Origin of the sequence: Pseudomonas sp. Ag1, from assembly GCF_000278565.1 — a bacterium.
In the GTDB taxonomy this organism is placed as follows: domain Bacteria; phylum Pseudomonadota; class Gammaproteobacteria; order Pseudomonadales; family Pseudomonadaceae; genus Aquipseudomonas.
The window spans coordinates 23,412-48,341 of the sequence record NZ_AKVH01000113.1; the positions used below are offsets into that span (position 1 = coordinate 23,412).

Sequence of the window (24,930 nt, forward strand, 5' to 3'; positions counted from 1 at the left end):
CTCAGGCAAATGCGCTTTGATTTGAATCAGCAAGTGCGGGGCCTCCCTGGCCGCGTCGCACCGGGATATGGGCGGTGAAGCTCGCGTCAGCCCTCGGGCTAAAGCTGCTGCATCATCTTGCGCACACCGGCGACATGGCGCCGGCTGACGATCAGGGCGTCGCCATTGAGGCCCTTCAGGAACAGCTGAAAGTGCCCAAGCGGCGTGCGCTGCAGGCGCTCGATTCGCTCGCGGGCCACCAGCGCATTGCGGTGGATGCGCACAAAGCGGTCGCCAAATTCGTCTTCCAGCGCCTTGAGTGGCTCATCGAGCAGCACTTCACCAGCCTCGTGACGCAAGGTCACGTACTTGTGATCGGCGATGAAGTAGACCACCTGGTCCAGGGGAATCAACTCGATGCCCTTGCGGGTACGGGCGCTGATATGGCTACGCGGCCCGTTGCCGCCCTGGGCTGCGGGCTGGGTCAAGGCTGCCAGTTGGACACGATTGGGACGCTCGGCCTTTTTCAAGGCGCGAAGCAACGCATCGGCATTGATCGGCTTGACCAGGAAACTGGCGCCGCTGGCATCCAGGGCCTCGGAAGAGAACTCATCCTGGGAGGCGCACAGCACCACCGAAGGCGGCGATTCTCGCTCGCTCAGGCGGGCAGCCACCTGCAAGCCATCAAGGCCCGGCATGCGGATGTCGAGCAACACGACGTCCGGCTTGAGGCTGTCAATAAGGGCCAAGGCTTCCTCGCCACTGGTGGCGCTCGGCTCAAGGACATTGTAACCCTCGAGTTCACTGACCAAACGGCTCAGTCGCTCGCGGGCTTGGGGTTCGTCATCAACGATCAGGACATTCATATTGCGCTGGATTCCTGCGTGAGTCTCGCACAAGGATAGCGTAGACAGGTGCGGTGACTTCCGTCACGGCGATCCACGCTAAGACTAGCGCGAGCGGCAAAAAGTGCCCCGAGAGTGGCACCAATATTTACCCGGACCTGTTCAATCGCGCCCAAAGCCTGCTGCCTTCGGGCATCGTCGTAGGGTTTGCTGATACACAATACGAACACCCCCTCTCTAATGGATAGCCTGGAGTTCGACCTCATCGCCCGGCATTGGTGCAGTGCACCTTCCGTCAGCGCGAAGCTCTATCAGTGCAACTGTAGACGCTGGCGAAGACGATATTGCTCAATCGTCAAATATCGTTTCAATAAACACGCTTTGTTTGACCAAGGACCGCAAGTTTCCCCCCCGATCGGTCCTGGCTCCAGTCTCGTCCTGCGCGAGTCCGGGGGCAAGGCACTTAGCCATCTTGGAAACAAATAAAAATGCCCCGCCCCGGCATCGTCGCCTCCGGGGGCAACCCTGTTATTATCGGCGCCACACTTTCATGCCCTCTTTCCAGCAGATCACGAGCGAATCCATGAGCACCGACAAGACCAACCAGTCCTGGGGCGGCCGCTTCAGTGAACCCGTCGACGCCTTCGTCGCGCGCTTCACCGCCTCCGTCACTTTCGACCAGCGCCTCTACCGCCACGACATCATGGGCTCGATCGCCCACGCCACGATGCTGGCCAAGGTCGGCGTGCTGACCGACGCCGAGCGCGACAGCATCATCGACGGCCTGACCACCATCCGTGGCGAGATCGAAGCCGGTACCTTCGACTGGCGCGTCGACCTGGAAGACGTGCACATGAACATCGAGGCCCGCCTCACCGACCGCATCGGTGTGACCGGCAAGAAACTGCACACCGGTCGCAGCCGTAACGACCAGGTGGCTACCGATATCCGCCTGTGGCTGCGGGACGAGATCGACCTGATCCTGGCAGAAATCACCCGCCTGCAAAAAGGCCTGCTGGAGCAGGCAGAGCGTGAGTCCGGCACCATCATGCCCGGCTTCACCCACCTGCAGACCGCACAGCCTGTGACCTTCGGCCACCATCTGCTGGCCTGGTTCGAAATGCTCAGCCGCGACTACGAGCGCCTGGTGGACTGCCGCAAGCGCGCCAACCGCATGCCTCTGGGCAGCGCTGCACTGGCTGGCACCACCTACCCGATCGACCGCGAATACACCGCGCAGCTGCTGGGTTTCGACGCCGTGGGCGGCAACTCCCTGGACGGCGTGTCGGACCGTGACTTCGCCATCGAATTCTGCGCCGCGGCCAGCATTGCGATGATGCACTTGTCGCGCTTCTCCGAAGAGCTGGTGCTGTGGACCAGCGCGCAATTCCAGTTCATTGACCTGCCGGACCGCTTCTGCACCGGCAGCTCGATCATGCCGCAAAAGAAAAACCCCGACGTGCCGGAGCTGGTACGCGGCAAGAGCGGCCGTGTATTCGGTGCGCTGATGGGCCTGTTGACCCTGATGAAAGGCCAACCGCTGGCCTACAACAAGGACAACCAGGAAGACAAGGAACCGCTGTTCGACGCCGCCGATACCCTGCGCGACTCGTTGCGTGCCTTTGCCGACATGATCCCGGCGATCAAGCCCAAGCACGCCATCATGCGTGAAGCGGCCCTGCGCGGTTTCTCCACCGCCACAGACCTGGCGGACTACCTGGTACGCCGTGGCCTGCCGTTCCGCGACTGCCACGAGATCGTCGGGCATGCCGTGAAGTACGGCGTGGACACCGGCAAGGACCTGGCGGAAATGAGCCTGGAAGAACTGCGCCAGTTCAGCGACCAGATCGAGCAGGACGTGTTTGCGGTGCTGACCCTGGAAGGCTCGGTGAATGCCCGTAACCATGTCGGCGGGACTGCGCCGGCGCAGGTGAAGGCTGCCGTGGTTCGCGGCCAGGCATTGCTCGCCAGCCGCTAAAAGCTTCGCGAGCAAGCCCGCTCCCACATTCGACTGCATTCCAAAGGTGGAACTCGGTCAAATGTGGGAGCGGGCTTGCTCGCGAAAGCCTCATCACAAACACCCAAGATCTATTTCTTCGCAGCAATCATCGCCATAAACGCCGGCATCGCCGCTTCCTTGTCCGCCGCCACCCGCTGGGCATTCGGCAGCGCCTGCAAGTGCTCCAGCAACGCCTTGGCCTTCGGCAACTCAGCCAACAGATCCAGCCCGAACAGCTTCCCGGCCACGGCACAGGCCAGGTCCACGCTGTACACAAAATACAAATCCGCAATCGTGAAGCTGTCTCCTGCCACATACGGCGCAAACTTCCCGTGCCGCCCCAGCGATGCGATCCCCAGCAATAACTCCGCCCTGGACTTTTCCTTGATCGCCTCCGGCACCGGCATTCCGAAAAACGCCTCGGCAAAACACGCCCGGGCCGGCAACTCGATGTACAGCTCGATTTCCCTGCACAACGCCAGCACCTGGGCGCGCTGGAACGGCTCGCTCGGCAGCAGCGATCGTCCGCCCTGGGTCTGTTCGAGGTATTCGAGGATCACGCTGGTTTCGTTGATAAACCCTTGCTCGACACCCAGCACCGGCACCTTGCCCCGGGGGCTCACGGCCAAGGCTTCAGGGGTCTGGCCTGCGTAGAACGGCACCTCTTCGAAGGGCAGCCCTTTCTCCAGCAGCGCCAGTTTGACCATGTTGTAGTAGTTGCTGACCGAAAATCCATAAAGCTTGAGCATCACAAAGCCTCCAGGCCGTGTACGGGGTTGGCAGCAGTGGTTATAGATCGGGAGGCCGCGCCTGGCCAGCAGCATCAGCCGAGTGAATGGGGGTAGACTGGCGCCCTTTCCTCCAGGAGCCTGCCATGAGCGAGCCAACCGATATCGACAACGACGAAGAAGAGTTCGCCGAGACCACCTTGATTGAAGCGATCGAAAACCAGATCGAAAGCGACAACCCGCCCGCCGCCAAGGCCACGTTCAACAAGCTGACCCTGGTGGGCTACGAGCGCGAAGACATCCTGCAAATGATGGCCCACGTCCTCGCCATCGAAATTGACGCGCTGCTCGAAGAAGATCGCGCCTTCAATACCGAATGGTATGAAACTGCGTTGCGTGCGCTGCCGGAGCTGCCGCCCGAGAAGCAATAAGCCTCACACCGCGCTGGCCAGCAAACTCTTGCTGGCCACAATCCTGCCCCACATCAACACCGCATGAGTTCCGACTGGACAGCTCGCCCAAGTGCGTTCACCTTATGGCTGCTAACGTCTAAAAATTCCTAGAAAGTCTGGAGTCCTTATGTCGTATACCCCTGAGTTGGTTGCCGAACTGGAAATCCTTGCACTCTTCAACCTGGGCAGCTCCCAGGAAGGTCTGAAAGTTCATCAGACTGCCGCTCCCACTGCCATTGCCGCCGCCCGGCGCCTGTTTGATAAAGACCTGATCGACCAGCCAGACGGTGGTTACCTCACCAGCCTCGGCCGGGACGCTGCCGAACACGCACAAAGCCTGCTGACTATTCTGACGACCGCCAAAGAAGCCGCCTGACACCTCGTATCGCCCACGGGATCCTCTCTTCACGGATTCCGCGGGCATTCCCGCGCCCGGGATAAAATTCCGGCGTCAAAAACAAATTCCCTCTAAATCTCCTACGCTACTGGCTGTAAACTCCCACACGGCCGCCCACGTCGGGCCCTGCGAGCCACCGAGTTCGACATGACCCGCACCCACGAAATCCGCCCCGACCTGGACGAAGGCATCGACCGCAAGGTGCTGGCCCAGTTACGCGCGCGGTTTCTGGCCCTGAACGAAGGCCGCATGGCCCGGGCCGTCGAAGGACTGACACCACGCCAGCAAAGCGTATTGACCCTGCTGCCGCTGTTTTTCCACGTAAATCACCCGCTGTTGCCGGGCTATGTGTCGGGCAGCACGCCGGCCGGCCTGTCGAATTTTGAACCCGACGCGCAAGCCTTGGCCGAGGCCCAGCGCCTGACCCGCACGTTTTCCTACAAGCCCCGCCACGGCAACCCACCGCGGCCGATTCATGGCCTGTTCCTGATGGGCAGCCTGGGCACCCTGGCCCAGGCCGATCAAAGTGATATGGACGTGTGGGTCTGCCATGCGGCCGATCTCAGCGAGAACGAGCTGGCCGAGTTGCGCAAGAAATGCCAACTGCTCGAAACCTGGGCCCTGAGCATGGGCGCCGAGGCGCACTTCTTCCTGATCGAGCCGACGCGGTTTATCCAGGGCGAGCGCGACAGCCAACTGAGTTCAGAAGACTGCGGCACCAGCCAGCATTACCTGCTGCTGGACGAGTTCTACCGCACCGCCATCTGGCTGGCCGGGCGCACGCCGATCTGGTGGCTGGTGCCGGTGTACGAAGAAACCCGCTATGCCGACTTCACCCACGCGCTGATTTCCAAACGCTTTATTCGCGCCGATGAAACCCTCGACCTGGGCCACCTGGCGCACATCCCGCCGGGTGAATTTATCGGTGCCGGCTTGTGGCAGTTGTTCAAGGGCATCGAATCGCCCTACAAATCAGTACTGAAACTCCTGCTGACCGAGGTCTACGCCAGCGAGCACCCGAAGGTGCAGTGCCTGAGCCTGCGCTTCAAGCGCGCTGTGTTTGCCAATCAGCTGGACCTGGACGAGCTGGACCCGTACATCGTCGTCTACCGCCGGATCGAGGAGTACCTCAAGGCCCGTAATGAGCCGGAACGCCTGGAACTGGTGCGGCGCAGCCTGTACCTGAAGGTCAACCGCAAGCTCAGCGCGGGCCAGCGCACCGGGTGGCAGCGTTTGCTGCTGGAGCGCCTGGCCAGCGAATGGGGTTGGGACCAGCGCCAACTGGCCCTGCTGGACAGCCGCAGCCAATGGAAAGTCCGCCAGGTGGCCTCCGAACGCCGGGCGCTGGTCAACGAGCTGAACTACAGCTATCGCTTCCTGACCCAGTTTGCCCGCACCGAACAGACCGTCAGCCTGATCAACAAGCGCGATCTCAATGTGCTGGGCCGGCGCCTGTACGCCGCCTTCGAGCGCAAGGCCGGCAAGGTCGAGTTCATCAACCCCGGCATTGCGCCCGACCTTGCCGAAGACACCCTGACCCTGGTGCAGTCGCCCAACCGCAAAGAGCCCGGCCAGCATCATTGGGGCTTGTACAACGGCAGCCTGACCGCCCTGGAATGGGAGCACTTCGCGCCGATCAAGCGCAGCCGCGATTTGCTGGAAATGCTCACCTGGTGCCACCGCAACGGCGTGATCGACAGCAGTACCCGCCTGGCGCTGCATCCCGGCAGCAGTGACATGACCGAATTCGAGCTGTTCAACCTGCTGGGCAGCCTGCAACAAACTGTCGTCCTGCCCCTGGCCAGCGTCGATGAAGACCGCCTGCTGCGCTCGGCAGTGCCCGAGGAAGTGCTGCTGCTGATCAACGTCGGCGTCGACCCGCTCAAGCATCATCGCGACCTGAACATCCTGATGACCACCGAGCGCACCGACTCCCTGAGTTACGCGGGCGTACGGGAAAACCTGGTGCTGACCCTGGACCAGGTCACGCTCAACAGTTGGAACGAGGTGATGGTCAGCCGCTATGACGGCCCTCACGCGCTGCTCGACTGCCTGCGCGACTACCTCAATCAGCTACCGCCCAATCACTTGCCGCGCTTGCGGGTGCGCTGTTTCTGCCACAACCGCGCGCAGTTCATTGCCCAGCGCGTGGAGGAAATCTTCGACACCGCGCAAAACCTACTGCTGGGCCAGGAAAACCACCGCTACCTGGTGCAGGTGCAGCAGCACTACCACGTGATGGAACTGACACCCGGCCAGGCCAACCATGTGTCACTGGCGACCCAGGACGCGCTGATCGCCTACCTCAGTGAGGAACTGGCCAGCTACAGCCCGCTGCACCTGGACACCATGGCCCTGGAAGACCACGACCTGGCGCTGCTGCTGCCCATGGGCCTGCCCGACTGTGTGCAGGTGTTCTACCGGATCAACGACGGAGTTGCCGAGCTGTACGTGCTGGATGAGTTCAACGCGCTCTGGCAGCAGCGCCTGCCGTTCCACGACGAGCAAAGCCTGTTGGTGCCGTTGCAGCGCTTCCTGCAGTCGATCATTTATCGCCGCGATGCGCTGCTGCCGCTGGACCCGCAACAGCCCTTCGGCGCGGTGCAAATCCTGTATTACCAGTTGTTGCCGTCAGGCAGCGGCCGCGCACGTCGGGCAGAACCGCGCCCAGCGCCGCAAACCCCGGCCAATAAGCCGTTCTACGACGTGCAGGCGATTATCGGCAAGGCAGCACCGGGCCAGGTGGGGATCACCTTGTACTGCAATCAACGAGAGTTTTCCGAGCTGGAATTTGGCGACCAACTGTTTGCGGTGGTCGCCCAGCAAATCGTCGGGCAACGCCGGGAAGCCGAGCGTTACCGCTGCTACATCACCGATCTGGACCTGTCCGGCCTGCTCGGTGATGTTCAAAGCCCGAGCAATCTGTACCTGCGCTACAAGGCTGATCTGGAACTGGCGCTCAATGAAGCGCTGAACCAGGTTTAGAGAGGAAAGGCGCCACCGTCTTTCGGCTGGCCTTCGACGCCGAGCAATTCAAGCTTGAGGGTCTTGCCACCCGGTGCTGGCCAGTCGATATGCTGGCCGACTTGCAGGCCCAGCAATGCGCTGCCCACCGGCGCCAGGATCGAGATTTTGCCTTCGTCGGCGTTCGCGTCCTTGGGGTAGACCAGGGTCAGGTGATAGTCCTTGCCACTGCCTTGTTCACGGCAATGCACGCTGGAGTTCATGGTCACGACAGATGCAGGCACTTCATCGTGGCCAACCACTTCTTCGGCGCGGTCGAGTTCGTGTTGCAGGGCTTCAACGCCCGGCGACGCCTCGCCGACACGGTCGATCAGTTGCTCAAGACGCTGCACGTCAAGACGGGTGAGGATGATGGAAGGTGCGGTCATGATTCAGGCAGACTCCTTTTTTCTGCACAAAAAAGCAAAACCCCGCCAGGAAAAGGCGGGGTTCTCACGGACCTCGATGAGTTGAGGTGTATCCGGACACTACCACAGCACAATAAATAAACAAGACGGCCTCAGGCGCAGGTCCTGCGCTGCTCGGCCTGGGCGACGATCACGCGGCGTCGCGCATCGTCGGCAGAGCGCCATTCGCGGATGTCTTCCACATGACGGAGGCAACCGAGGCAGACTTTGTGCTCATCCAGCCGACATAAACTGATACAAGGTGACGGCACCGCCGGGCTGACATTGCTGAACAGCGGCTTGGGCGGGCGTACGGGAACGGGCTGCGTCACGATCAGATCTCGTCGAAGTCCAGCTCGACGCCGGCTTGTTCCTGGGTGAGGCGCGCGAGCATTTCGCTCAGCAGCTCATCGGTGGTGTCGTGGGTCCAGCGTTTTTCTTCTTCATCGTAATCGAAGTGAAAACCACCGGAACGCGCCGCCAGCCATAGCTGACGCAGGGGCTCCTGGCGGCTGAAAATCAATTGGGTGCCATTTTCAAACTTGACGGTGAGCACACCGGCCGAGTTCTCCAGGTCCACATCCAGACCGCTGTCGTCGAAAATATCCTCCAGCGCTTGCTGGGTCGCATCCACCAGGTCGTGAAAACGCGCTTCGGTCAAACTCATTGTGGGAACCTCGAAAAGTGTCTGGTCTCGCTCAAGCGCCGCACAATACGGACGCGCCATCATGATTGCAAAGGATACCGATTTCATTACCCACAGCCGTGTGAATTATCCTCGATTGGTGTAAGCACAATCGCAACAAACTCGGCAAAGCCCCGCCGGACGGGTATTTCGGCGCATAGGCAATCCGGCGGGTGGTCGGTATACTCGGGCGCAATTAATGCATATTCAAGGATTTCGCCATGAAGCGCCTGATCTCTTCCCTTGCTGCGCTCGTCGCGGTCGCTTGCCTCGTTAGTGCCTGTGGTCAAAAAGGCCCGCTGTATCTGCCCGATGACAGCAAAGACCCGAATGAACAGGCGCAATCGTCGCAAACCAAAGCGCACAAGCACGACACCTACTAAGGGAACATCATGGACGCTTTTAACTACCGGGACGGCGAGCTGTTCGCGGAAGGTGTCGCGCTGTCCGCCATCGCCGAGCGCTTTGGTACCCCGACCTACGTGTACTCCCGTGCCCACATCGAAGCGCAATACCGCTCCTTTGCCGATGCGCTGGAAGGCACGCCGAGCCTGGTGTGCTTCGCCGTAAAAGCCAACTCCAACCTGGGTGTACTCAATGTCCTGGCGCGCCTGGGCGCCGGTTTCGACATCGTGTCCCGGGGCGAGCTTGAGCGTGTACTGGCCGCCGGCGGCAAGGCTGACAAAATTGTGTTCTCCGGTGTCGGCAAGAGCCGCGAAGACATGCGCCGCGCCCTGGAAGTTGGCGTGCACTGCTTCAACGTCGAATCCACCGACGAGCTGGAGCGCCTGCAAGTGGTGGCCGCCGAGATGGGCGTTCGCGCGCCGATCTCCCTGCGGGTCAACCCGGACGTCGACGCCGGCACTCACCCGTACATTTCCACCGGTCTCAAAGAGAACAAGTTCGGCATCGCCATTGCCGACGCCGAGGACGTGTACATCCGCGCCGCGCAGTTGCCGAACCTGGAAGTCTTGGGTGTCGACTGCCATATCGGCTCGCAACTGACCAGCCTGCCACCGTTCCTCGACGCCCTCGACCGCCTGCTGGCGCTGGTCGACCGCCTCGGCGAGTGCGGCATCTACCTGCACCACATCGACCTCGGTGGCGGCGTGGGTGTGCGTTATCGCGATGAAGAGCCGCCGCTGGTGTCCGACTACATCAAGGCCGTGCGCGAGCGCCTCGAAGGCCGCGACCTGACGCTGATGTTCGAGCCGGGCCGCTACATCGTCGCCAACGCCGGCCTGCTGCTGACCCAGGTCGAGTACCTCAAGCACACCGAGCACAAGGATTTCGCCATCGTCGACGCGGCGATGAACGACCTGATCCGTCCGGCGCTGTACCAGGCCTGGATGAATGTGACGGCCGTCAAGCCACGCGCAGGCGAAGGCCGCAGCTACGATATCGTCGGCCCGATCTGCGAGACCGGCGACTTCCTGGCCAAGGAACGTCAGCTGGCCCTGGAAGAAGGCGACCTGCTGGCCGTGCATTCGGCCGGTGCCTATGGGTTTGTCATGAGCTCCAACTACAACACCCGCGGGCGTACCGCCGAGGTGCTGGTGGACGGTGATCAAGCGTTTGAAGTGCGTCGCCGCGAGACGGTAGCCGAGTTGTTTGCTGGCGAAAGCCTGCTGCCGGAGTAAGGTCATGTTGCTGCGTTTTACCAAGATGCACGGGCTGGGCAATGACTTCATGGTCCTCGACCTGGTCAGCCAGCACGCGCACATCCTGCCCAAGCACGCCAAGCTGTGGGGCGACCGGCACACAGGTGTCGGCTTCGACCAATTGTTGCTGGTGGAAGCGCCGAGTAACCCGGAAGTGGATTTCCGTTACCGGATCTTCAACTCCGATGGCTCCGAAGTGGAACAGTGCGGCAATGGTGCCCGCTGTTTCGCCCGTTTTGTCCTGGACAAGCGCCTGACCGCCAAGCGGCAGATTCGCGTCGAGACCAAAAGCGGCATCATCGAGCTGGATATTCGCAGCGACGGCCAGATCGGCGTCAACATGGGCGCGCCACGGCTGGTGCCGGCGGACATTCCGTTCCAGGCCACCGAGCAAGCCCTGAGCTACCCGGTGGACGTGGACGGCAAGACCGTCAACCTGGCCGCCGTGTCCATGGGCAACCCCCATGCCGTGCTGCGGGTGGATGACATCAACAACGCGCCGGTGCATGAACTGGGGCCGAAGATCGAAAACCATCCGCGCTTTCCCGCGCGGGTCAATGTGGGCTTCCTGCAGGTCATCGACCGTTCCCGTGCGCAGTTGCGCGTCTGGGAACGCGGGGCCGGCGAAACCCAGGCTTGCGGTACCGGCGCCTGCGCCGCTGCCGTAGCCGCGATCAGCCAGGGGTGGATGGATTCGCCGCTGCTGATCGACCTGCCCGGTGGACGCCTGTCCATCGAATGGGCAGGCCCCGGCCAACCGGTGAAAATGACCGGCCCGGCCACCCGCGTCTACGAAGGACAGGTCCGTCTATGAGTGAGCAAATCTAATGACTGATAAGCCTCAAGTACCCGCGCAAGCATCCCCAAGCGAAAGTCTGGAGGCCGCAGCCGTTGCGGCGTATCTGGAGGCTAACCCGGACTTCTTCGTCGAGCACGAAGAACTGCTGCCGGCCCTGCGTATTCCCCACCAGCGCGGCGATACCGTGTCGCTGGTGGAGCGGCAGATGAAGATCCTGCGCGAGCGCAATATCGAAATGCGCCATCGGCTCTCGCAGCTGATGGATGTGGCCCGCGACAACGACCGCCTGTTCGACAAGACCCGCCGCCTGGTCCTGACCCTGATGGACGCCGCCAGCCTGGAAGAAGCGGTGATCGCCGTCGAAGACAGCCTGCGCCAGGATTTCCAGGTGCCCTTTGTCAGCCTGATCCTGTTCAGCGACAACCCGATGCCGGTGGGTCGCTGGGTCAGCGGCAGCGATGCCCAGACCGCGATTGGCGGCCTGCTGTCCGAAGGCAAGACCATCAGCGGCACCTTGCGCGAGCATGAGCTGGACTTCCTGTTTGGCGCCGAGCAGCGCCAGCAGATCGGCTCCACCGCCGTGGTTGCCCTCAGTCATCAAGGTTTGCATGGCGTGCTGGCCATCGCCAGCCGTGATCCGCAGCATTACAAAAGCTCGGTGGGCACGCTGTTCCTGAGCTACATCGCCGAAGTGCTGGGCCGCGTCCTGCCACGCTTCACCAGCGCATTGCGCGCGGTGCGCTAGCCATGGAACGACAACTGGACGCCTACTGCGCTCACCTGCGCAGCGAGCGCCAGGTGTCGCCGCATACCCTGGAAGCCTACCGGCGGGACTTGAACAAGGTCCTGGCGTTCTGCGAGAAACAACACATCGGCAGCTGGAAGGCCCTGGACATCCAGGGTCTGCGCAGCCTGATCGCCCGCCTGCACCAGCAAGGCCAATCCTCCCGCAGCCTGGCGCGCCTGCTGTCGGCGGTACGCGGCCTCTATCACTACCTGAACCGCGAAGGCCTGTGCGACCACGACCCGGCCAACGGCCTGGCGCCGCCCAAGGGCGAACGCCGCCTGCCCAAGACCCTCGACACGGATCGCGCCCTGCAATTGCTCGATGGCGCCGTGGAGGACGACTTCCTGGCCCATCGCGACCAGGCAATCCTCGAACTCTTCTACTCCTCGGGCCTGCGCCTGTCGGAGCTGACCGGGCTTAACCTCGATCAACTGGACCTGGCGGATGGCCTGGTGCAAGTGCTCGGCAAAGGCAGCAAGACCCGCGTATTGCCGGTGGGCAAGAAGGCCCGCGAAGCCTTGCTACTGTGGCTGCCGCTGCGCGCCCTGGCCAACCCGGCGGACGACGCGGTGTTTATCAGCCAGCAAGGCCGGCGCCTCGGGCCCCGGGCCATACAAGTGCGGGTCAAGGCCGCCGGCGAGCGCGAGCTGGGGCAGAACCTGCACCCGCACATGCTCCGGCACTCCTTTGCCAGCCACTTGCTGGAGTCCTCCCAGGACCTGCGTGCGGTGCAGGAACTGCTGGGCCACTCCGACATCAAGACCACCCAGATCTACACCCACCTGGACTTCCAGCACCTGGCAACGGTGTACGACAGCGCCCATCCACGGGCCAAACGCATTAAGGGCAGTGACTCATGAGCATCAAGCTGATCACCTTCGACCTGGACGATACGCTCTGGGATAACGTGCCGGTCATCATCAGCGCCGAGGCATCGATGCGCGAGTGGCTGGCGACCCACGCCACCAAGGTGGGCGACTTGCCCCTGGAGAAGTTTGCCAGCCTGCGCCAGCAGGTGCTGGAGCGTCATCCCGAGCTGAAATATCGCATCAGCGTGTTGCGTCACAAGGTGCTGCAATACGCCTTCGAGGAAGCCGGGTACCCGCTGCCGGAAGCGGCGCAGATGGCGGATGTGTGCTTTGAAGCGTTCATCCATGCCCGGCATCAACTCACCGTATTCCCCGAAGCGGAACCGATGCTGCAAGCACTGCGCCGCGACTATCTGCTGGGGGTGATTACCAACGGTAATGCCGATGTGCAACGTGTGGGGTTGGCGGACTACTTCCACTTTGCACTCCGGGCTGAAGACATTGGTATTGCCAAGCCGGATGCGCGGTTGTTTCAGGAAGCCTTGCAGCGCGGTGGCGTAGCGCCGGGCGCGGCAGTGCATGTGGGTGACCATCCAGGGGATGACATTGCCGGTGCGCAGCAGGCGGGGCTGCGGGCGGTGTGGTTCAACCCGGCAGGCAAGGCCTGGGAGGCCGAGAAATTGCCGGATGCCGAGATTCGCAGCCTGACCGAGCTACCCGACGTGCTAGCCCGCTGGAATGCATAACCTGATGATGAAGGGCTTTTGTGGCGAGGGAGCTTGCTCCCGCTGGGCTGCGAAGCGGCCCCTGAACCAGCCACGACGGCCTTTCTGAAAGACCGCGTCGACCCAACCAGGGGCCGCTTCGCGCCCCAACGGGAGCAAGCTCCCTCGCCACACACGCTCTTCATCCTTGGATGGGTGTTAGCCCTGACCATTTTGTTTCGCCCATGAAAAAGCCCGCAGCGACGGCGGGCTTTTTCAGCAAGCAAACAGCAGGCCTTAGATAGGCCGGCTGCCGTACTTGTTATCCGGCTTCTTCGGTGGATCTGCCACCACGTTAGCCTCGACTTCCTGCACTTTGCCGCCTTTGGCGAGGAATTCTTCCATCGCCCGGGCCAGCGCATCGCGCTCTTTGTTCTTGGCTTCTACGCTCGGCAACTCGTCAACCGACACTGCAGCCTTGGCCTTGCCCTTGGCTGCCGGGACCGGTGCATCGTCGCCACCGTCGTCGTCAGCCACGTCTTCGGCAGCCGCCTCAAGACCTTCCTCGGTTTCGTCGTCGTCGCCTACTTCGAGGTCGTCGTTTTCCAGATCATCGTCGCTCATGTTCTACCTCATGACTTGCGAAAAGCAGATTAGTTATAGCCCAGCTTCGCCGCCTGTCGACGGCCGCCGGAAAAAAATCAACATCCACCGGTTAACCAGTGGCTTATGCCCCATCACCGTGCAAGGTGGCGAGGACTTTACGAGCACCGCCATGATCACGGTGCTCGCCCAGATAAACACCTTGCCAGGTCCCCATCGCCAAGCGGCCGGCCCTTACCGGCAAACTCAGCTGACAGCCCAGCAGACTGGCCTTGAAGTGCGCCGGCAGATCATCCGGACCCTCGTCGTTGTGTTCATATCCCGCCGTGCCTTGCGGCACCAGCGCATTGAAAAAACGCTCGAAGTCACGGCGAACCGCCGGGTCGGCATTCTCGTTGACCGTCAACGAGGCCGAGGTGTGCTGCAGCCACAAATGCAACAGTCCCACCCGACAGGCCTTCAATTCAGGCAGGCCGGCGAGCAACTCGTCCGTCACCAGATGAAAGCCCCGGGGCTTGGCCCGCAGGGTTATCAGGGTCTGTTGCCACATACAGTTCTCCGCCTATCGGCGCGCATTCTAGCGCGCTCAGGGAAAAAACAAAGTGCCGAATACGCCTACATGCCTGTAAGACATTCGCACACTGAAAAGTGCAGTGCGGATCCCATCACAAAGTCGCAAAAAAACCCATACACCTTTAGCCACAGACAAACCCAAGGCAAAAAAATGCCCGGCAAGCCGGGCATCTTTTTTTCGCGTACTTACAAGTTGTAGCCGCGCTCGTTGTGTTGCGCCAGATCGAGGCCAACCGCCTCTTCTTCTTCGGTCACCCGCAGGCCCATCACCACGTCCAGCACCTTGAGGATGATGTACGTCACGATAGCGGTGTAGATGACGGTGAAGCCGACGCCTTTGGCCTGAACCCAGACCTGTGCGGCAATGTCGGTAGTAGCGGCGTTGAAGCCCCCCATCGACGGTGCGGCGAACACGCCGGTCAGGATCGCGCCGAGGATACCGCCGATACCGTGCACGCCGAAGGCGTCCAGGGAGTCGTCGTAGCCCAGTTTGCGTTTCAGGGTAGTGGCGCAGAAGAAGCACACCACACCGGCAGCCAGGCCGATTACCAGGGCGCCCATCGGGCCCACGGTGCCTGCGGCTGGGGTGATTGCCACCAGGCCCGCAACCACACCCGAGGCGATGCCCAGTGCGCTTGGCTTACCGTGGGTGACCCACTCGGCGAACATCCAGCCCAGGGCCGCAGCAGCGGTAGCGATCTGGGTCACCAGCATCGCCATGCCGGCAGTGCCGTTGGCCGCAGCAGCGGAGCCGGCGTTGAAGCCGAACCAGCCGACCCACAGCATGGCCGCGCCCACCAGGGTGTAACCGAGGTTGTGCGGCGCCATTGGGGTGGTTGGGAAGCCTTTACGCTTGCCGAGTACCAGGCACGCTACCAGGCCGGCCACACCGGCGTTGATGTGCACCACGGTGCCGCCTGCGAAGTCGAGCACGCCCCAGTCGCCCAGCAACGAACCCGGACCGCCCCACACCATGTGGGCAATCGGTGCGTAGACCAGGGTGAACCAGACGCCCATGAAGATCAGCATCGCGGAGAACTTCATCCGCTCGGCGAATGCACCGACGATCAGCGCCGGGGTGATGATCGCGAAGGTCATCTGGAAGGTCACGAACACGGCCTCAGGGAACAACGCCGCCGGGCCGGTGATGCTGGCCGGGGTCACACCCGAGAGGAACAGTTTGGACAAGCCACCCACAAACGAGTTGAGATTGACGACGCCTGCTTCCATACCGGTGGTGTCGAACGCCATGCTGTAGCCGTACACGAACCACAGGATGGTGATCAGGCCGGTGATGGCAAAGCACTGCATCATCACGGAAAGAATGTTTTTGGAGCGAACCATGCCGCCGTAGAACAGCGCGAGGCCTGGAATGGTCATGAACAGCACCAGCGCGGTGGACGTGAGCATCCACGCGGTGTCGCCGGAATTGAGGACTGGAGCAGGTACTGGGTCCGCCGCCATGGCCAGGGCCGGCATTACGAGGGACAACAGGGCTCCTAGCCCTGCGAATTTACGCAGAGTCATATTGTTTTCTCCTGGGGCGTTGGGGTTTGGCGGCTTAGATTGCGTCGGTATCGGTTTCGCCGGTACGGATGCGAATAGCCTGTTCCAGATTGACCACGAAGATCTTGCCGTCACCGATCTTGCCGGTGTTGGCGGCCTTGGTTATCGCCTCGATAACCCGGTCAAGATCCTTGTCGTCAATGGCGACATCAATCTTCACCTTTGGCAGGAAATCGACCACGTATTCCGCGCCGCGATACAGCTCGGTGTGACCCTTCTGCCGACCGAAGCCTTTGACCTCAGTAACGGTAATGCCCTGCACGCCGATCTCGGACAGTGACTCGCGTACATCGTCCAACTTGAACGGCTTGATGATGGCAGTGACTAGCTTCATGAAAACTCTCTCCCGAATTGGTGGACTTGCCCCAGGAAAACAAACCCGTCTCAAGTCTAAGCGCAGTGCCTGGCTTTGTAACGCTTCGTCGCCCTGGCATTTGCCATTGCGACGCTCGCTAACCACTGGTGACGAAACATGTACCGCTGGTCCGTCGGCGCACTGCATCGTCACAGCGACTGCATCAGTGCATGGGTCATGATCGTCTAAGCAGAAAGCTTGCCAGCTCCGTAAAAATCACTGAAATCAGTCCTTTGTTCGCCTGTGCCCACCTACCGGGCGCCACGACAGCGAAGATACGCACGAAAACGGTGCGCGACCGCCCGTCCTCATGCGCGAAAAGCGTGCGCCGCAGGGGCTGGAAAAGACTATAGACGCTGCGTGATACACTGCCGGCCAACAGATTTTCCGGACTATTTCCCATGCTCGCGCCCAAAGACCTCCTCGACGCCCTGAGCGGCCACGCCTCCCGCCTGTTCAGCAGCGACACGCCGCTGCCACGCAATGAAATTGAAAGCCAGTTCAAGGCACTGCTGCAAAGCGGTTTCAGCAAGCTGGACCTGGTAAGCCGGGAAGAGTTTGATAGCCAGATGGTGGTGCTGGCGCGCACTCGGGCGCGGTTGGAAAGCCTTGAGGCCAAGGTGGCGGAGCTGGAAGCGCGATTGACGCCTGCCGCCGAATAAGCCGGCCCAACCGGGGCAGGTTTCACCTGTCCCCGTTAAACCGTTGCAACCCTCAGCTCACCCGCTGATACCCGCCGACAACCCCCTTCTTCGACAATACCCACTGCCACAGCTGGATATCCCGCGCGCGAAACGCCCCTGCACACGACAGCAGGTAATAGCGCCACATCCGGTAGAAGCGCTGGCCAAAGGTGTCTGCGAAATCCGGCCACGCCAGCTCGAAGTTTTCGCACCAGGCCATCAGCGTCTTGTCGTAGTCGGCGCCAAAGTTGTGCAAATCCTCGGCAACAAATAACCCGTCCATGGCGTCGCCGATCTGCCCGATCGAGGGCAAATCACCGTTGGGAAAGATGTATTTGTCGATCCACGGATCCGGCGTGCTGTTGCGTTGGTTCTTGCCGATAGTGTGTAGCAGGAACAACCCATCGTCTTTCAGGCAGCGGTTGGCGACCTCCATATACGCCCGATGGTTCTTGCGCCCCACATGCTCGAACATGCCGACACTGGCGATATGGTCAAATTGCTCGTCGATATCCCGATAGTCCTGCAGACGAAACTCGATCGGCAGATGTGAATACTTGGCCCGCCCCCACTCCGCCTGCTCCTTGGAGATGGTCACGCCGACACACTCGACCCCATAGTGCTCGGCCGCATGGCTCATGAAACTGCCCCAGCCACAGCCGATATCCAGCACGCGCATGCCCGGCTTGAGCCCCAGTTTTTTACAGATCAGGTCCAGCTTGGCGAACTGCGCCTGCTCCAGGGTGGTGGCATCTTTCCAGTAGCCACAGGTGTAGGTCATGCGCGAGTCGAGCATGCGTGCGTAGAAGTCATTGCCGAGGTCGTAATGTGCTTCGCCGACTTGCCAGGCGCGTTTCTTGTTTTGCAGGTTCAGCCAGCGGGAGCTGAACGCGTGAAACAACAAGGTGGCCGGGTTGGCCTGGTCGATCACGCCGGAGCGCATGAGGCGGTAAAAAAACTCATCAAGTGCCTCGGCGTCCCAGCCGCCATCCATGTAGTCCTCGCCAAGGCCCAGATTGCCCTTGGCCAGGGCGAGATCAAATGTGGCACTGTGGTGCAGTTGCATATCGGCAGCCGATGGCCCGTTGACCTCGATCTGCGCCTGCGCCAGCAACTCCTTAACGAAGCGCGCTCCCTGAGACATCTCATCAGAACCGGAAAAAGAATGACGCGTTTTGTTAAGCACAGTTGCTCTCCAGAAATAGCGTTGCCTTTGATTCATACACTGCGAGAAATCTGGCCATGGAAGCGTCTGGCAAGGCCCTTAAGGCGTCATGGAAGCGCTGGCTGGGAACAGATGTAACAAATCTTATCCAGCCATTTTTTAAAGATATAATGAATTAATATTATGAAAACCATGCAAAATTGGAATGCAAGATGGACATTCGGGCGCTCCGTTATTTCGTAGAAGTCGTCGACCAGCAGAGCTTTACCAAAGCCGCTGTGAAGCTGCACCTGACCCAGCCAACAGTCAGCAAGATGGTGCAGCAATTGGAGTCGAGCCTTGGCCTGAAGCTGCTCGACCGCATGGGAAAACGCTTCACCCTGACGGACGCCGGGGAAATTGTGCTCAAGCGCGCCAAGGAAATGATCGCGCTGCACGATGAAATGACGGTAGAGCTGCAAGACTTGCAGCATGTCGGGCGCGGCGCCCTGCGCATGGGGCTTTCGCCCTCGACCCACCTCGCACTGGCGCCGATTTTTGCGGAGTATCACGCCCGTTACCCGAAGATCGAACTGAAACTGTTCGAAAGCGGCGGCAATATCACCATCCAGGATCTGCGCCAGGGCACGCTGGAGTTCGGCACCATCCTGGACTCGCCGCGCGTGGCGGATATCTGGTCCGAATTCGAATCCATGCCCCTGTTCGAATCGCCACTGTGCCTGCTCGCGCCCCATGACTCGCCCTGGCAAGGCCGCAGCTCGGTGGAGTTGAGCGAACTGCAAGCCTGCGAATTCATCTTTTACGATGACACCTTCACCCTGAACCAATTCGTACTTGATGCCTGTGCACAAGCCGGTTTTGAGCCGCGGATCAGTGGCCGCAGCAGCCAATGGGACTTTATCGCCTCCCTGGTACGACTGGGCGTGGGCATCACCCTGCTGCCCCGGGCATTCTGCGAAACCCTTGATGCGAGCCAGTTCAGCATCGCGGAAATACAGTCGCCGGCCCTGAACTGGCGACTGATGCTGGCGTGGCGTCGGCAGTGCAAATTGTCGTTTGCGGCGCAGGCGTGGTTGACGCTGGCGAAAGAGTTTCTGTGTGTGCCGCCGTCGGACCGCTAGCGCGATACGTTCTGTAAAACCTCGCCGCCGCGCGTCGCCATCACTCAACTACCCTTGAAAAACCGCAGGAAGCGGCCACTCATTTCAAGGAACCAGCATGTCCCTCGCCATCGTCCACAGCCGCGCCCAGATAGGCGTCGAAGCGCCCGCCGTCACTGTCGAGGTGCACATGGCCAACGGCTTGCCGTCGCTGACGCTGGTGGGCCTGCCGGAAACCGCCGTCAAGGAAAGCAAAGACCGCGTGCGCAGCGCCATTCTCAATTCTGCGCTGCAATACCCGTCCCGCCGCATCACCCTCAATCTCGCACCCGCCGACCTGCCCAAGGACGGCGGGCGTTTTGATTTGGCGATTGCCCTGGGGATTCTCGCCGCCAGCGTGCAGGTACCGGCGCTGACCCTCGATAACGTGGAATGCCTGGGCGAGCTGGCGCTGTCCGGTGAGGTGCGGCCGGTGAAAGGTGTGTTGCCGGCAGCCCTGGCGGCGCGCAAGGTCGGGCGCACCTTGATCGTGCCACGGGCCAATGCCGAGGAAGCCTGCCTGGCTTCGGGGTTGAAGGTGATTGCCGTGGATCACCTGCTGCAAGTGGTGGCGCACCTGAACGGTCACGTGCCGATCGAGCCCTTCGTTTCCAGTGGCCTGATGTACTTGAACAAACCCTACCCGGACCTGAGTGAAGTGCAGGGCCAACTGGCGGCCAAGCGTGCGCTGTTGATCGCTGCGGCGGGCGCCCACAACCTGTTGCTCAGCGGGCCACCGGGCACCGGCAAGACCTTGCTCGCCAGCCGTCTACCAGGGTTGTTGCCGCCCTTGAGTGAACAGGAAGCGCTGGAGGTGGCGGCGATTCAATCGGTGGTCAGCCTGGCGCCGCTGAGCCATTGGCCACACCGGCCATTTCGCCAGCCGCATCATTCGGCATCCGGCCCGGCGCTGGTGGGCGGCGGCTGTCGGCTTTCGAAATAGATGCGAATTTTTCGAAATTAATGCGACTGAATATTCTACGGCTTTGGCGTCTCCACTGCTTACAACCTACACAAGCATTGCCAGAAACAGGTTCTACTTCGTGGCTAGAGTACCAAGCTGGTGGAGCCGGACAGCAAAACTCTGACTCATCAGCTCTCGCCTCAAAGTCCAATTAGGGCTCTCCATTACGGCCGCTTCCGAGTGGGAAAAAAATCATCGTAGAACCGTCAGGCTAGCGAAGATCCATAAGCAGTAATCCGGTTTGCTGTAGGACAATTGGCCGGTTCCCCAAGTCAACCAATGTCCGCACCGGAAGGATGTCAACCCGACCGCCTGTAATCGGGCCGTCAAGGCGAATCGGTCGTGGACCTCGATCGCTCAAAAAAAAGGGCGTTGAGGATATACGTATTTGTGCTGCCAGGTATCATCTGGGCCTAGCCCTCAGCCGTTGCGGACGACCATGATCGAAGCGATCCCACCATCAGCGTCAGAAGACCAGGCCACTGCACGGATGAATGTAGTTCGAGACGGTGTCGAGATGAGTCGTGAGCAATCCCTTGCGCTCGCCCAGAATTATTTTGATGAAGGGCAAGTCGCGAAGGTTGAGGGTCTTGAACTCGAGTTCGCCACCAGGAAGATCCGACAAAACAGCGAAGACCTCGCGGATTTTCAGCGCGGCTATGAGAGCAATTTCGCCCAGGCCGATTGGGAGGTGCGGCTTTCAGGCAATGCGCCGGATCTACGTGGACTTAGTGACCGACCAGGTAGCGCGGATTTCTTTCGCATCTGGGGTGGCATTGATCACTGGCATGACTGTCCAAACGACGAGTTCAGCTTCAACTCAAGCTACTTTTCCCAGCATAAGGATCCACTGCACGTCATCAGTGTCGCTCATGAGCTGGTAAACCTATTCAACAGTGCCGCTGAGCTGTTTGAGCAAGGCTATCCCAAACAGCGTGTCTCCGCGGTGCTCTATAAGGGCCGTGAGGTCACGCTTCGTAAACCGCCGTTGGCCTGCGGCCTACTGGGTCGGCTAGCGGTATCTCAGCGCCTCTGGAATGAATTCATGCGGCAAGCGCTGATGTCTGGGGCGCGGCTGCCGATCGTGCTGCTCGCAACAGAAAAAGAAGATGTGCAGCAAATGCTGCGGTTCCTGGCCCTGCCGGCAGATTGGAGCAATTACTATAAGCTGCTGGAGACCCTCGAAACTTACGCCAAGCGCAACGGCAAGCCTTTTCCGAAGAAGGCAGCGGCCCGCAAGGCCTTCACGAATAACGCGAACAATAACTCCAAGGTCGGCATCGGCGCGCGGCACGGCATCCAGGAAGAGGGCCGGTCGAACACGGCCACGCCCATGACTATTGAACAAGCGCACGTCTACATCTCGGGGGTGTGCAAGCTCTACCTCAACACCTTCTACGGCGACTACTTTGCCTTCGATTTGCCGCAAGGGATCCGTTTGGCGGAAGATCCTGCTGTGTAAGCCGCCAGCACATGCAGGACGGGCTCAGTTGCTTTAGCAAGGCCGCCCCCGTTTTCTGGCGTTACATCCCCTGCACATGTGAGCCCATTCCATGACCTTTGAGCCACCGCAGAAAGGCAACCCGCATAAACTGACGATGAACCAACATACCTTCCCGAGCGCCAGCATTGACCGCTTCGCGAACGAGAAAGGGGCGGTCCAGGTGCTGCGCAAGGCTTCTGACAAGGTCTTTCATGCTAGGCCGGCGGACCGGATCTTCTGTGCCCAACGGGTCTGGGATCAGCAGGCGGAAGGCGGGTTCATGAAAGACATCGAGGACGCCTTTCAGGCTCTGGTCAGCGTTGTTCTCGATGATCCTGCTTTTCGCTTGGGCCGCCAGCATTTCACCGTTATCAACGAATTCTACTGCCTCTGGAACATCCGAGCGCAGTGGAAGAAGAACGAACGGCTGGCTGACCCGTCAATCGGCAGCGCTCCCGAGGTAATCGGTCTCCGGCATCGCTACACCCAGGATGAGCAGGAGCTACTAGAGGCCGAAGGTATCGGTTGTATCCGCCCCGACCTCACGATTTCAAGCCGCTCGCTGGTTGCGCCGTCGATCCGCCTCAACCTTTCCGACGCGGTCAGGGCGATGAGCGGCGAAACGTGGCAGCTCCTGCAGGCTGTCGAGGGGGAGTTCGTCGTGCCGGACAACTTTTTTAAATGGCTGTTTGTACCGCTGTCGCCCACCGTCTACCTTTGCGCGCATCCTGAACTGAACTCATCCAGGCTGCACCGTGATGGCGTGGCGTTCATTAATCGCCTCGCCATTGAGGCCAGCATCGACTACTACTTCGCCCGCGACCTAGATCATTGCCCAAAATGAGTGGCGCCTTCCGGGGACATGTCCGTATAACTTCTCAGTCGGTCTTTCTGTTGGTAAAACCGGCTACGACCAACCCCATCATGAAAGCACCTAGGAATGCCTCGGTCCCGCATATCATCCGTAGAAGAGTTGTCTTTGGTAGGATGTCCCCATATCCCAAAGTAGTGAAGGTCACAATAGAAAAGTATATATAGTCAAAGAACGATTCCAGTGGTGGATTTGCTTGTATTTGATCCTGTAAAGCGTGATACAGAAATGCGTAGATCAAAATAAAGAACGATGAGGAAAGGGCAAGCCGATGAAGCTTTACTCCATGCCCCCAAAGGGCCCAGTCTAAAATCGAATAAAACCACTGTAACTTGTGCTCAGCATAGATAGCTAGATATTTTGGCCTTCCAAGGTATTTAGCAATGTATCTGGCCTTTTTTACCAGCACCTTACTTCCACCCATCGCTTTGAAATTTTTAGCAATAGTTAGCCAGCTACCAGGGTTACCTCGCGGATACAGGTCTGAATATTTGTAATAAAGTTTCGCGTTGAATAGGTTTCGTCGATGCGCCAACTGCTCTTGATAAAGGTAATGTGCAGCGAATTTTTTTTGCCCTGCCGCGTTATAAGAATTCTTCAATAGCCTATAAGCATCTTCATTCGATATTTCATTTTTCTCAGGGTTGTATGATATAAGGTCCTTCAAATCGCAATTATCAATGAAAGGCAATACTCGGCACTTTGTAAAGGACAACCTGAAAAATGTGGAATTCGTTGCGTAAAAATCCCCAACCTCACACTTTGTGAAGTGAAAATCTTGTATTTTTGAATTCAATATCCTCGTAGTATCAAACTTACAATATTTGAACTTATAAAAAGCTTGCTCAGTATTTTCAATGGTGAGATTCAATAAGCTAGAACAGCTTATTATTTTAAAACTTCCGTAAATATTTCCTGTGATACTGAGCCCATCTAGGTCAGCAAAATCCAAATTCATCTCAGATAGATCGGTATGAGCTGGGACTGTCACCTCTCCCAGCTTAAGTAACTCTGGGCCTCGCCAAATCGAGGCGCGAGTATTAGGCCGGACATTCCTCCAGCCGCCCATCGAAAAGCGATCAGTGTGACCGAGACTTGCACGAGTCAAATCTACAGGCAACTTCTTACCCGTTCTGATTTTCATCCACTCAAAATAAGGGGTAAACTTGGCAATATTTTCGTTTTTTTCGTGATGACTCTCTCGGGAGAAACTCCATTGAGCGCTTGATGCATCAGCTTTGCTGATACAAAAATATTGAGGCGTTCGATATGAAGTTGTCTTTTTTATTACAACATGCTCCCCTTCACCATTGAAGAAGTCTCCAAGACGCAAGCATAGCAATATCTCGTATTCAGAGATTCCTATGGTTGCCAACCACACTTCGAAGTCCGGCAAGGTTGTTCTGAAATATCCAAATAGTATCGGCAGATCATTTTTTGCACGCCACTCGTTAAACTTAGCTGGTGTTAATTGCCAAAGCTCGGCGGCACTAATGTAATTTTTCATGCTTACCTAAACATTGATTACGTTAAACCCGCTGCCCCTGCGTTACAGAGCTGCTCGCAGACGTATTTGCAGGAAGCGCCGCATTGATGAGCTCCTCCAAGGCTTCTACCAACTTCGTCACTGCTGGTTCGCACCCTGGCGAAACTCGAAGCAGCTCGTCCAACTTTCGCCCCAAGCTCGCGGTACCGGTTGAATACTCAGGAGGATCGTCTTTAATCTGCAGAAATGTGCATATTTTATGCAAATTTTTGCCAACACTATTCATCTGTCCCCGCTCGTAACGAGAGATCTGAGAATGGTGAACACCGACCGCGCGGCCAAGATCTACGAGCGTTAGACCCCGACCCAAGCGAGCTTGACGGATCTGCGCCCCAACAAGGGTGACGTCGAATGAGGAGTTGAATTTTTTTCCCATAATGTGCAAAATATTTGCATATTTTTTCACAGAAGGCGAGCAGAATGGCGGTCTACGTGGATTCAGAAGAAATCCTGTGGCGGGGCAAGCTCTGGTGCCATCTGGCAGCGGATACTCTGGATGAACTTCACTCGTTCGCCTCTCGACTAGGTCTGCGCAAAAGCTGGTTCCAATGCAAGGGTTACCCGCACTACGATGTGACCGTTTCGGTGCGTGAACGCGCGCTGAGAATGGGAGCAATCGACGCCGATCGCGAGACAATCGTCGGTCGCTGCAAGCAGCTGAAGATGGAACTACGTCAGCAAGTGCTAAGACAGCAGGTGCTGGCACTCGCCTGAAATGGCTTAAATA

27 protein-coding genes and 1 pseudogene are annotated in these 24,930 nt (G+C 59.4%); 16 read left to right on the forward strand and 12 right to left on the reverse strand.

All coding sequences use genetic code 11. The features are described 5' to 3' along the window. Positions 1-98 precede the first annotated feature (98 nt). On the reverse strand, positions 99-845 hold the full coding sequence (locus A462_RS01690) for a LytR/AlgR family response regulator transcription factor (protein ID WP_003208820.1): 747 nt from the start codon (positions 843-845) through the stop codon (positions 99-101). 562 nt (positions 846-1,407) lie between these two features. Between A462_RS01690 and argH the strand changes: the two genes are divergently transcribed. Then, positions 1,408-2,802, forward strand: a complete 1,395-nt coding sequence (gene argH, locus A462_RS01685) for an argininosuccinate lyase (RefSeq protein WP_008439335.1) — start codon at positions 1,408-1,410, stop codon at positions 2,800-2,802. Between the two features lie 110 nt (positions 2,803-2,912). Here the strand turns inward: argH and A462_RS01680 are convergent, their stop codons facing one another. Further along, positions 2,913-3,572, reverse strand: a complete 660-nt coding sequence (locus A462_RS01680) for a glutathione S-transferase family protein (RefSeq protein WP_008439337.1) — start codon at positions 3,570-3,572, stop codon at positions 2,913-2,915. 125 nt (positions 3,573-3,697) lie between these two features. Here A462_RS01680 and A462_RS01675 point away from each other — a divergent pair, with 125 nt between their 5' ends. From A462_RS01675 to A462_RS01665, 3 genes are all read left to right on the forward strand, one after another. Further along, a complete protein-coding gene (locus A462_RS01675; protein WP_003208814.1) occupies positions 3,698-3,982 on the forward strand; it encodes a hypothetical protein in 285 nt (94 codons plus the stop codon). A gap of 148 nt (positions 3,983-4,130) precedes the next feature. Next, positions 4,131-4,379: a TIGR02647 family protein gene (locus tag A462_RS01670; RefSeq protein WP_003208812.1), complete on the forward strand. Its 249-nt coding sequence runs from the start codon at positions 4,131-4,133 to the stop codon at positions 4,377-4,379. Between the two features lie 168 nt (positions 4,380-4,547). Next, on the forward strand, positions 4,548-7,385 hold the full coding sequence (locus tag A462_RS01665; protein WP_008439344.1) for a class I adenylate cyclase: 2,838 nt from the start codon (positions 4,548-4,550) through the stop codon (positions 7,383-7,385). Here A462_RS01665 and rnk read toward each other — a convergent pair. The 3 genes from rnk to cyaY all read right to left on the reverse strand — a co-directional run bounded on the left by rnk (position 7,382) and on the right by cyaY (position 8,477). Further along, the gene (gene rnk, locus A462_RS01660) at positions 7,382-7,792 is read right to left on the reverse strand and encodes a nucleoside diphosphate kinase regulator (RefSeq protein WP_003208808.1); all 411 of its coding nucleotides are present in this window, start codon (positions 7,790-7,792) and stop codon (positions 7,382-7,384) included. The two genes, A462_RS01665 and rnk, sit on opposite strands and share 4 nt — an antisense overlap. A gap of 131 nt (positions 7,793-7,923) precedes the next feature. After that, a complete protein-coding gene (locus tag A462_RS33955; protein WP_008439345.1) occupies positions 7,924-8,142 on the reverse strand; it encodes a DUF1289 domain-containing protein in 219 nt (72 codons plus the stop codon). Positions 8,143-8,144: 2 nt separating this feature from the next. Beyond that, on the reverse strand, positions 8,145-8,477 hold the full coding sequence (cyaY, locus tag A462_RS01655; protein ID WP_003208803.1) for an iron donor protein CyaY: 333 nt from the start codon (positions 8,475-8,477) through the stop codon (positions 8,145-8,147). Between the two features lie 239 nt (positions 8,478-8,716). On the opposite strand from cyaY, the gene lptM reads away from it, so the two are divergent. The 6 genes from lptM to A462_RS01625 are packed head-to-tail and all read left to right on the forward strand — an operon-like array spanning position 8,717 to position 13,297. After that, the gene (gene lptM, locus A462_RS33965) at positions 8,717-8,878 is read left to right on the forward strand and encodes an LPS translocon maturation chaperone LptM (RefSeq protein ID WP_003208801.1); all 162 of its coding nucleotides are present in this window, start codon (positions 8,717-8,719) and stop codon (positions 8,876-8,878) included. 9 nt (positions 8,879-8,887) lie between these two features. Further along, positions 8,888-10,135 (forward strand): diaminopimelate decarboxylase, encoded by a 1,248-nt coding sequence (lysA, locus tag A462_RS01645; protein WP_008439346.1) that lies wholly within the window; start codon positions 8,888-8,890, stop codon positions 10,133-10,135. Between the two features lie 4 nt (positions 10,136-10,139). After that, positions 10,140-10,970: a diaminopimelate epimerase gene (dapF, locus tag A462_RS01640; RefSeq protein WP_008439347.1), complete on the forward strand. Its 831-nt coding sequence runs from the start codon at positions 10,140-10,142 to the stop codon at positions 10,968-10,970. 13 nt (positions 10,971-10,983) lie between these two features. After that, on the forward strand, positions 10,984-11,700 hold the full coding sequence (locus tag A462_RS01635) for a DUF484 family protein (RefSeq protein WP_003208796.1): 717 nt from the start codon (positions 10,984-10,986) through the stop codon (positions 11,698-11,700). A gap of 2 nt (positions 11,701-11,702) precedes the next feature. Then, positions 11,703-12,602 (forward strand): tyrosine recombinase XerC, encoded by a 900-nt coding sequence (xerC, locus tag A462_RS01630; RefSeq protein ID WP_008439350.1) that lies wholly within the window; start codon positions 11,703-11,705, stop codon positions 12,600-12,602. Beyond that, positions 12,599-13,297, forward strand: a complete 699-nt coding sequence (locus tag A462_RS01625) for an HAD family hydrolase (protein WP_008439351.1) — start codon at positions 12,599-12,601, stop codon at positions 13,295-13,297. The genes xerC and A462_RS01625 overlap by 4 nt, the downstream gene beginning before the upstream one ends. Before the next feature lie 255 nt (positions 13,298-13,552). Here A462_RS01625 and sutA read toward each other — a convergent pair whose 3' ends face one another. From sutA to glnK, 4 genes are all read right to left on the reverse strand, one after another. Next, positions 13,553-13,879, reverse strand: a complete 327-nt coding sequence (sutA, locus tag A462_RS01620) for a transcriptional regulator SutA (RefSeq protein WP_003208791.1) — start codon at positions 13,877-13,879, stop codon at positions 13,553-13,555. Between the two features lie 103 nt (positions 13,880-13,982). Beyond that, positions 13,983-14,408 carry a secondary thiamine-phosphate synthase enzyme YjbQ gene (locus A462_RS01615; protein WP_003208787.1) on the reverse strand — a complete coding sequence of 142 codons (426 nt, stop codon included), beginning with the start codon at positions 14,406-14,408 and terminating at the stop codon, positions 13,983-13,985. Positions 14,409-14,617: 209 nt separating this feature from the next. Next, entirely contained in the window at positions 14,618-15,958 is a 1,341-nt protein-coding gene (locus A462_RS01610; protein ID WP_008439352.1) for an ammonium transporter, read from the reverse strand. A gap of 34 nt (positions 15,959-15,992) precedes the next feature. Continuing rightward, positions 15,993-16,331, reverse strand: a complete 339-nt coding sequence (glnK, locus tag A462_RS01605) for a P-II family nitrogen regulator (protein ID WP_002555808.1) — start codon at positions 16,329-16,331, stop codon at positions 15,993-15,995. 422 nt (positions 16,332-16,753) lie between these two features. Between glnK and A462_RS01600 the strand changes: the two genes are divergently transcribed. After that, a complete protein-coding gene (locus A462_RS01600) occupies positions 16,754-17,014 on the forward strand; it encodes an accessory factor UbiK family protein (RefSeq protein ID WP_003208783.1) in 261 nt (86 codons plus the stop codon). Between the two features lie 52 nt (positions 17,015-17,066). Here the strand turns inward: A462_RS01600 and cfa are convergent, their stop codons facing one another. After that, positions 17,067-18,149, reverse strand: a complete 1,083-nt coding sequence (cfa, locus tag A462_RS01595; RefSeq protein ID WP_008439353.1) for a cyclopropane fatty acyl phospholipid synthase — start codon at positions 18,147-18,149, stop codon at positions 17,067-17,069. 263 nt (positions 18,150-18,412) lie between these two features. Between cfa and A462_RS01590 the strand changes: the two genes are divergently transcribed. The 4 genes and pseudogenes from A462_RS01590 (at position 18,413) to A462_RS01575 (ending at position 22,630) form a co-directional block, all read left to right on the forward strand. After that, positions 18,413-19,321, forward strand: coding sequence for a LysR family transcriptional regulator (locus A462_RS01590; RefSeq protein ID WP_003208779.1), 909 nt, complete (start codon positions 18,413-18,415; stop codon positions 19,319-19,321). 97 nt (positions 19,322-19,418) lie between these two features. After that, a pseudogene (locus A462_RS01585) lies at positions 19,419-20,270 on the forward strand (YifB family Mg chelatase-like AAA ATPase); the annotation flags it as partial. A gap of 472 nt (positions 20,271-20,742) precedes the next feature. Further along, positions 20,743-21,765 carry a hypothetical protein gene (locus tag A462_RS01580; protein ID WP_157222897.1) on the forward strand — a complete coding sequence of 341 codons (1,023 nt, stop codon included), beginning with the start codon at positions 20,743-20,745 and terminating at the stop codon, positions 21,763-21,765. A gap of 91 nt (positions 21,766-21,856) precedes the next feature. Continuing rightward, a complete protein-coding gene (locus tag A462_RS01575) occupies positions 21,857-22,630 on the forward strand; it encodes a hypothetical protein (protein WP_008439369.1) in 774 nt (257 codons plus the stop codon). Positions 22,631-22,664: 34 nt separating this feature from the next. Here the strand turns inward: A462_RS01575 and A462_RS34715 are convergent, their stop codons facing one another. Further along, the gene (locus tag A462_RS34715) at positions 22,665-24,164 is read right to left on the reverse strand and encodes a potassium channel family protein (RefSeq protein ID WP_008439370.1); all 1,500 of its coding nucleotides are present in this window, start codon (positions 24,162-24,164) and stop codon (positions 22,665-22,667) included. Between the two features lie 22 nt (positions 24,165-24,186). Continuing rightward, the gene (locus A462_RS35365; RefSeq protein WP_032899896.1) at positions 24,187-24,579 is read right to left on the reverse strand and encodes a helix-turn-helix domain-containing protein; all 393 of its coding nucleotides are present in this window, start codon (positions 24,577-24,579) and stop codon (positions 24,187-24,189) included. A 44-nt stretch (positions 24,580-24,623) separates the two neighbouring features. Between A462_RS35365 and A462_RS01570 the strand changes: the two genes are divergently transcribed. After that, positions 24,624-24,917, forward strand: coding sequence for a DUF4031 domain-containing protein (locus A462_RS01570; protein WP_008439371.1), 294 nt, complete (start codon positions 24,624-24,626; stop codon positions 24,915-24,917). The last annotated feature ends 13 nt before the right edge of the window (positions 24,918-24,930 follow it).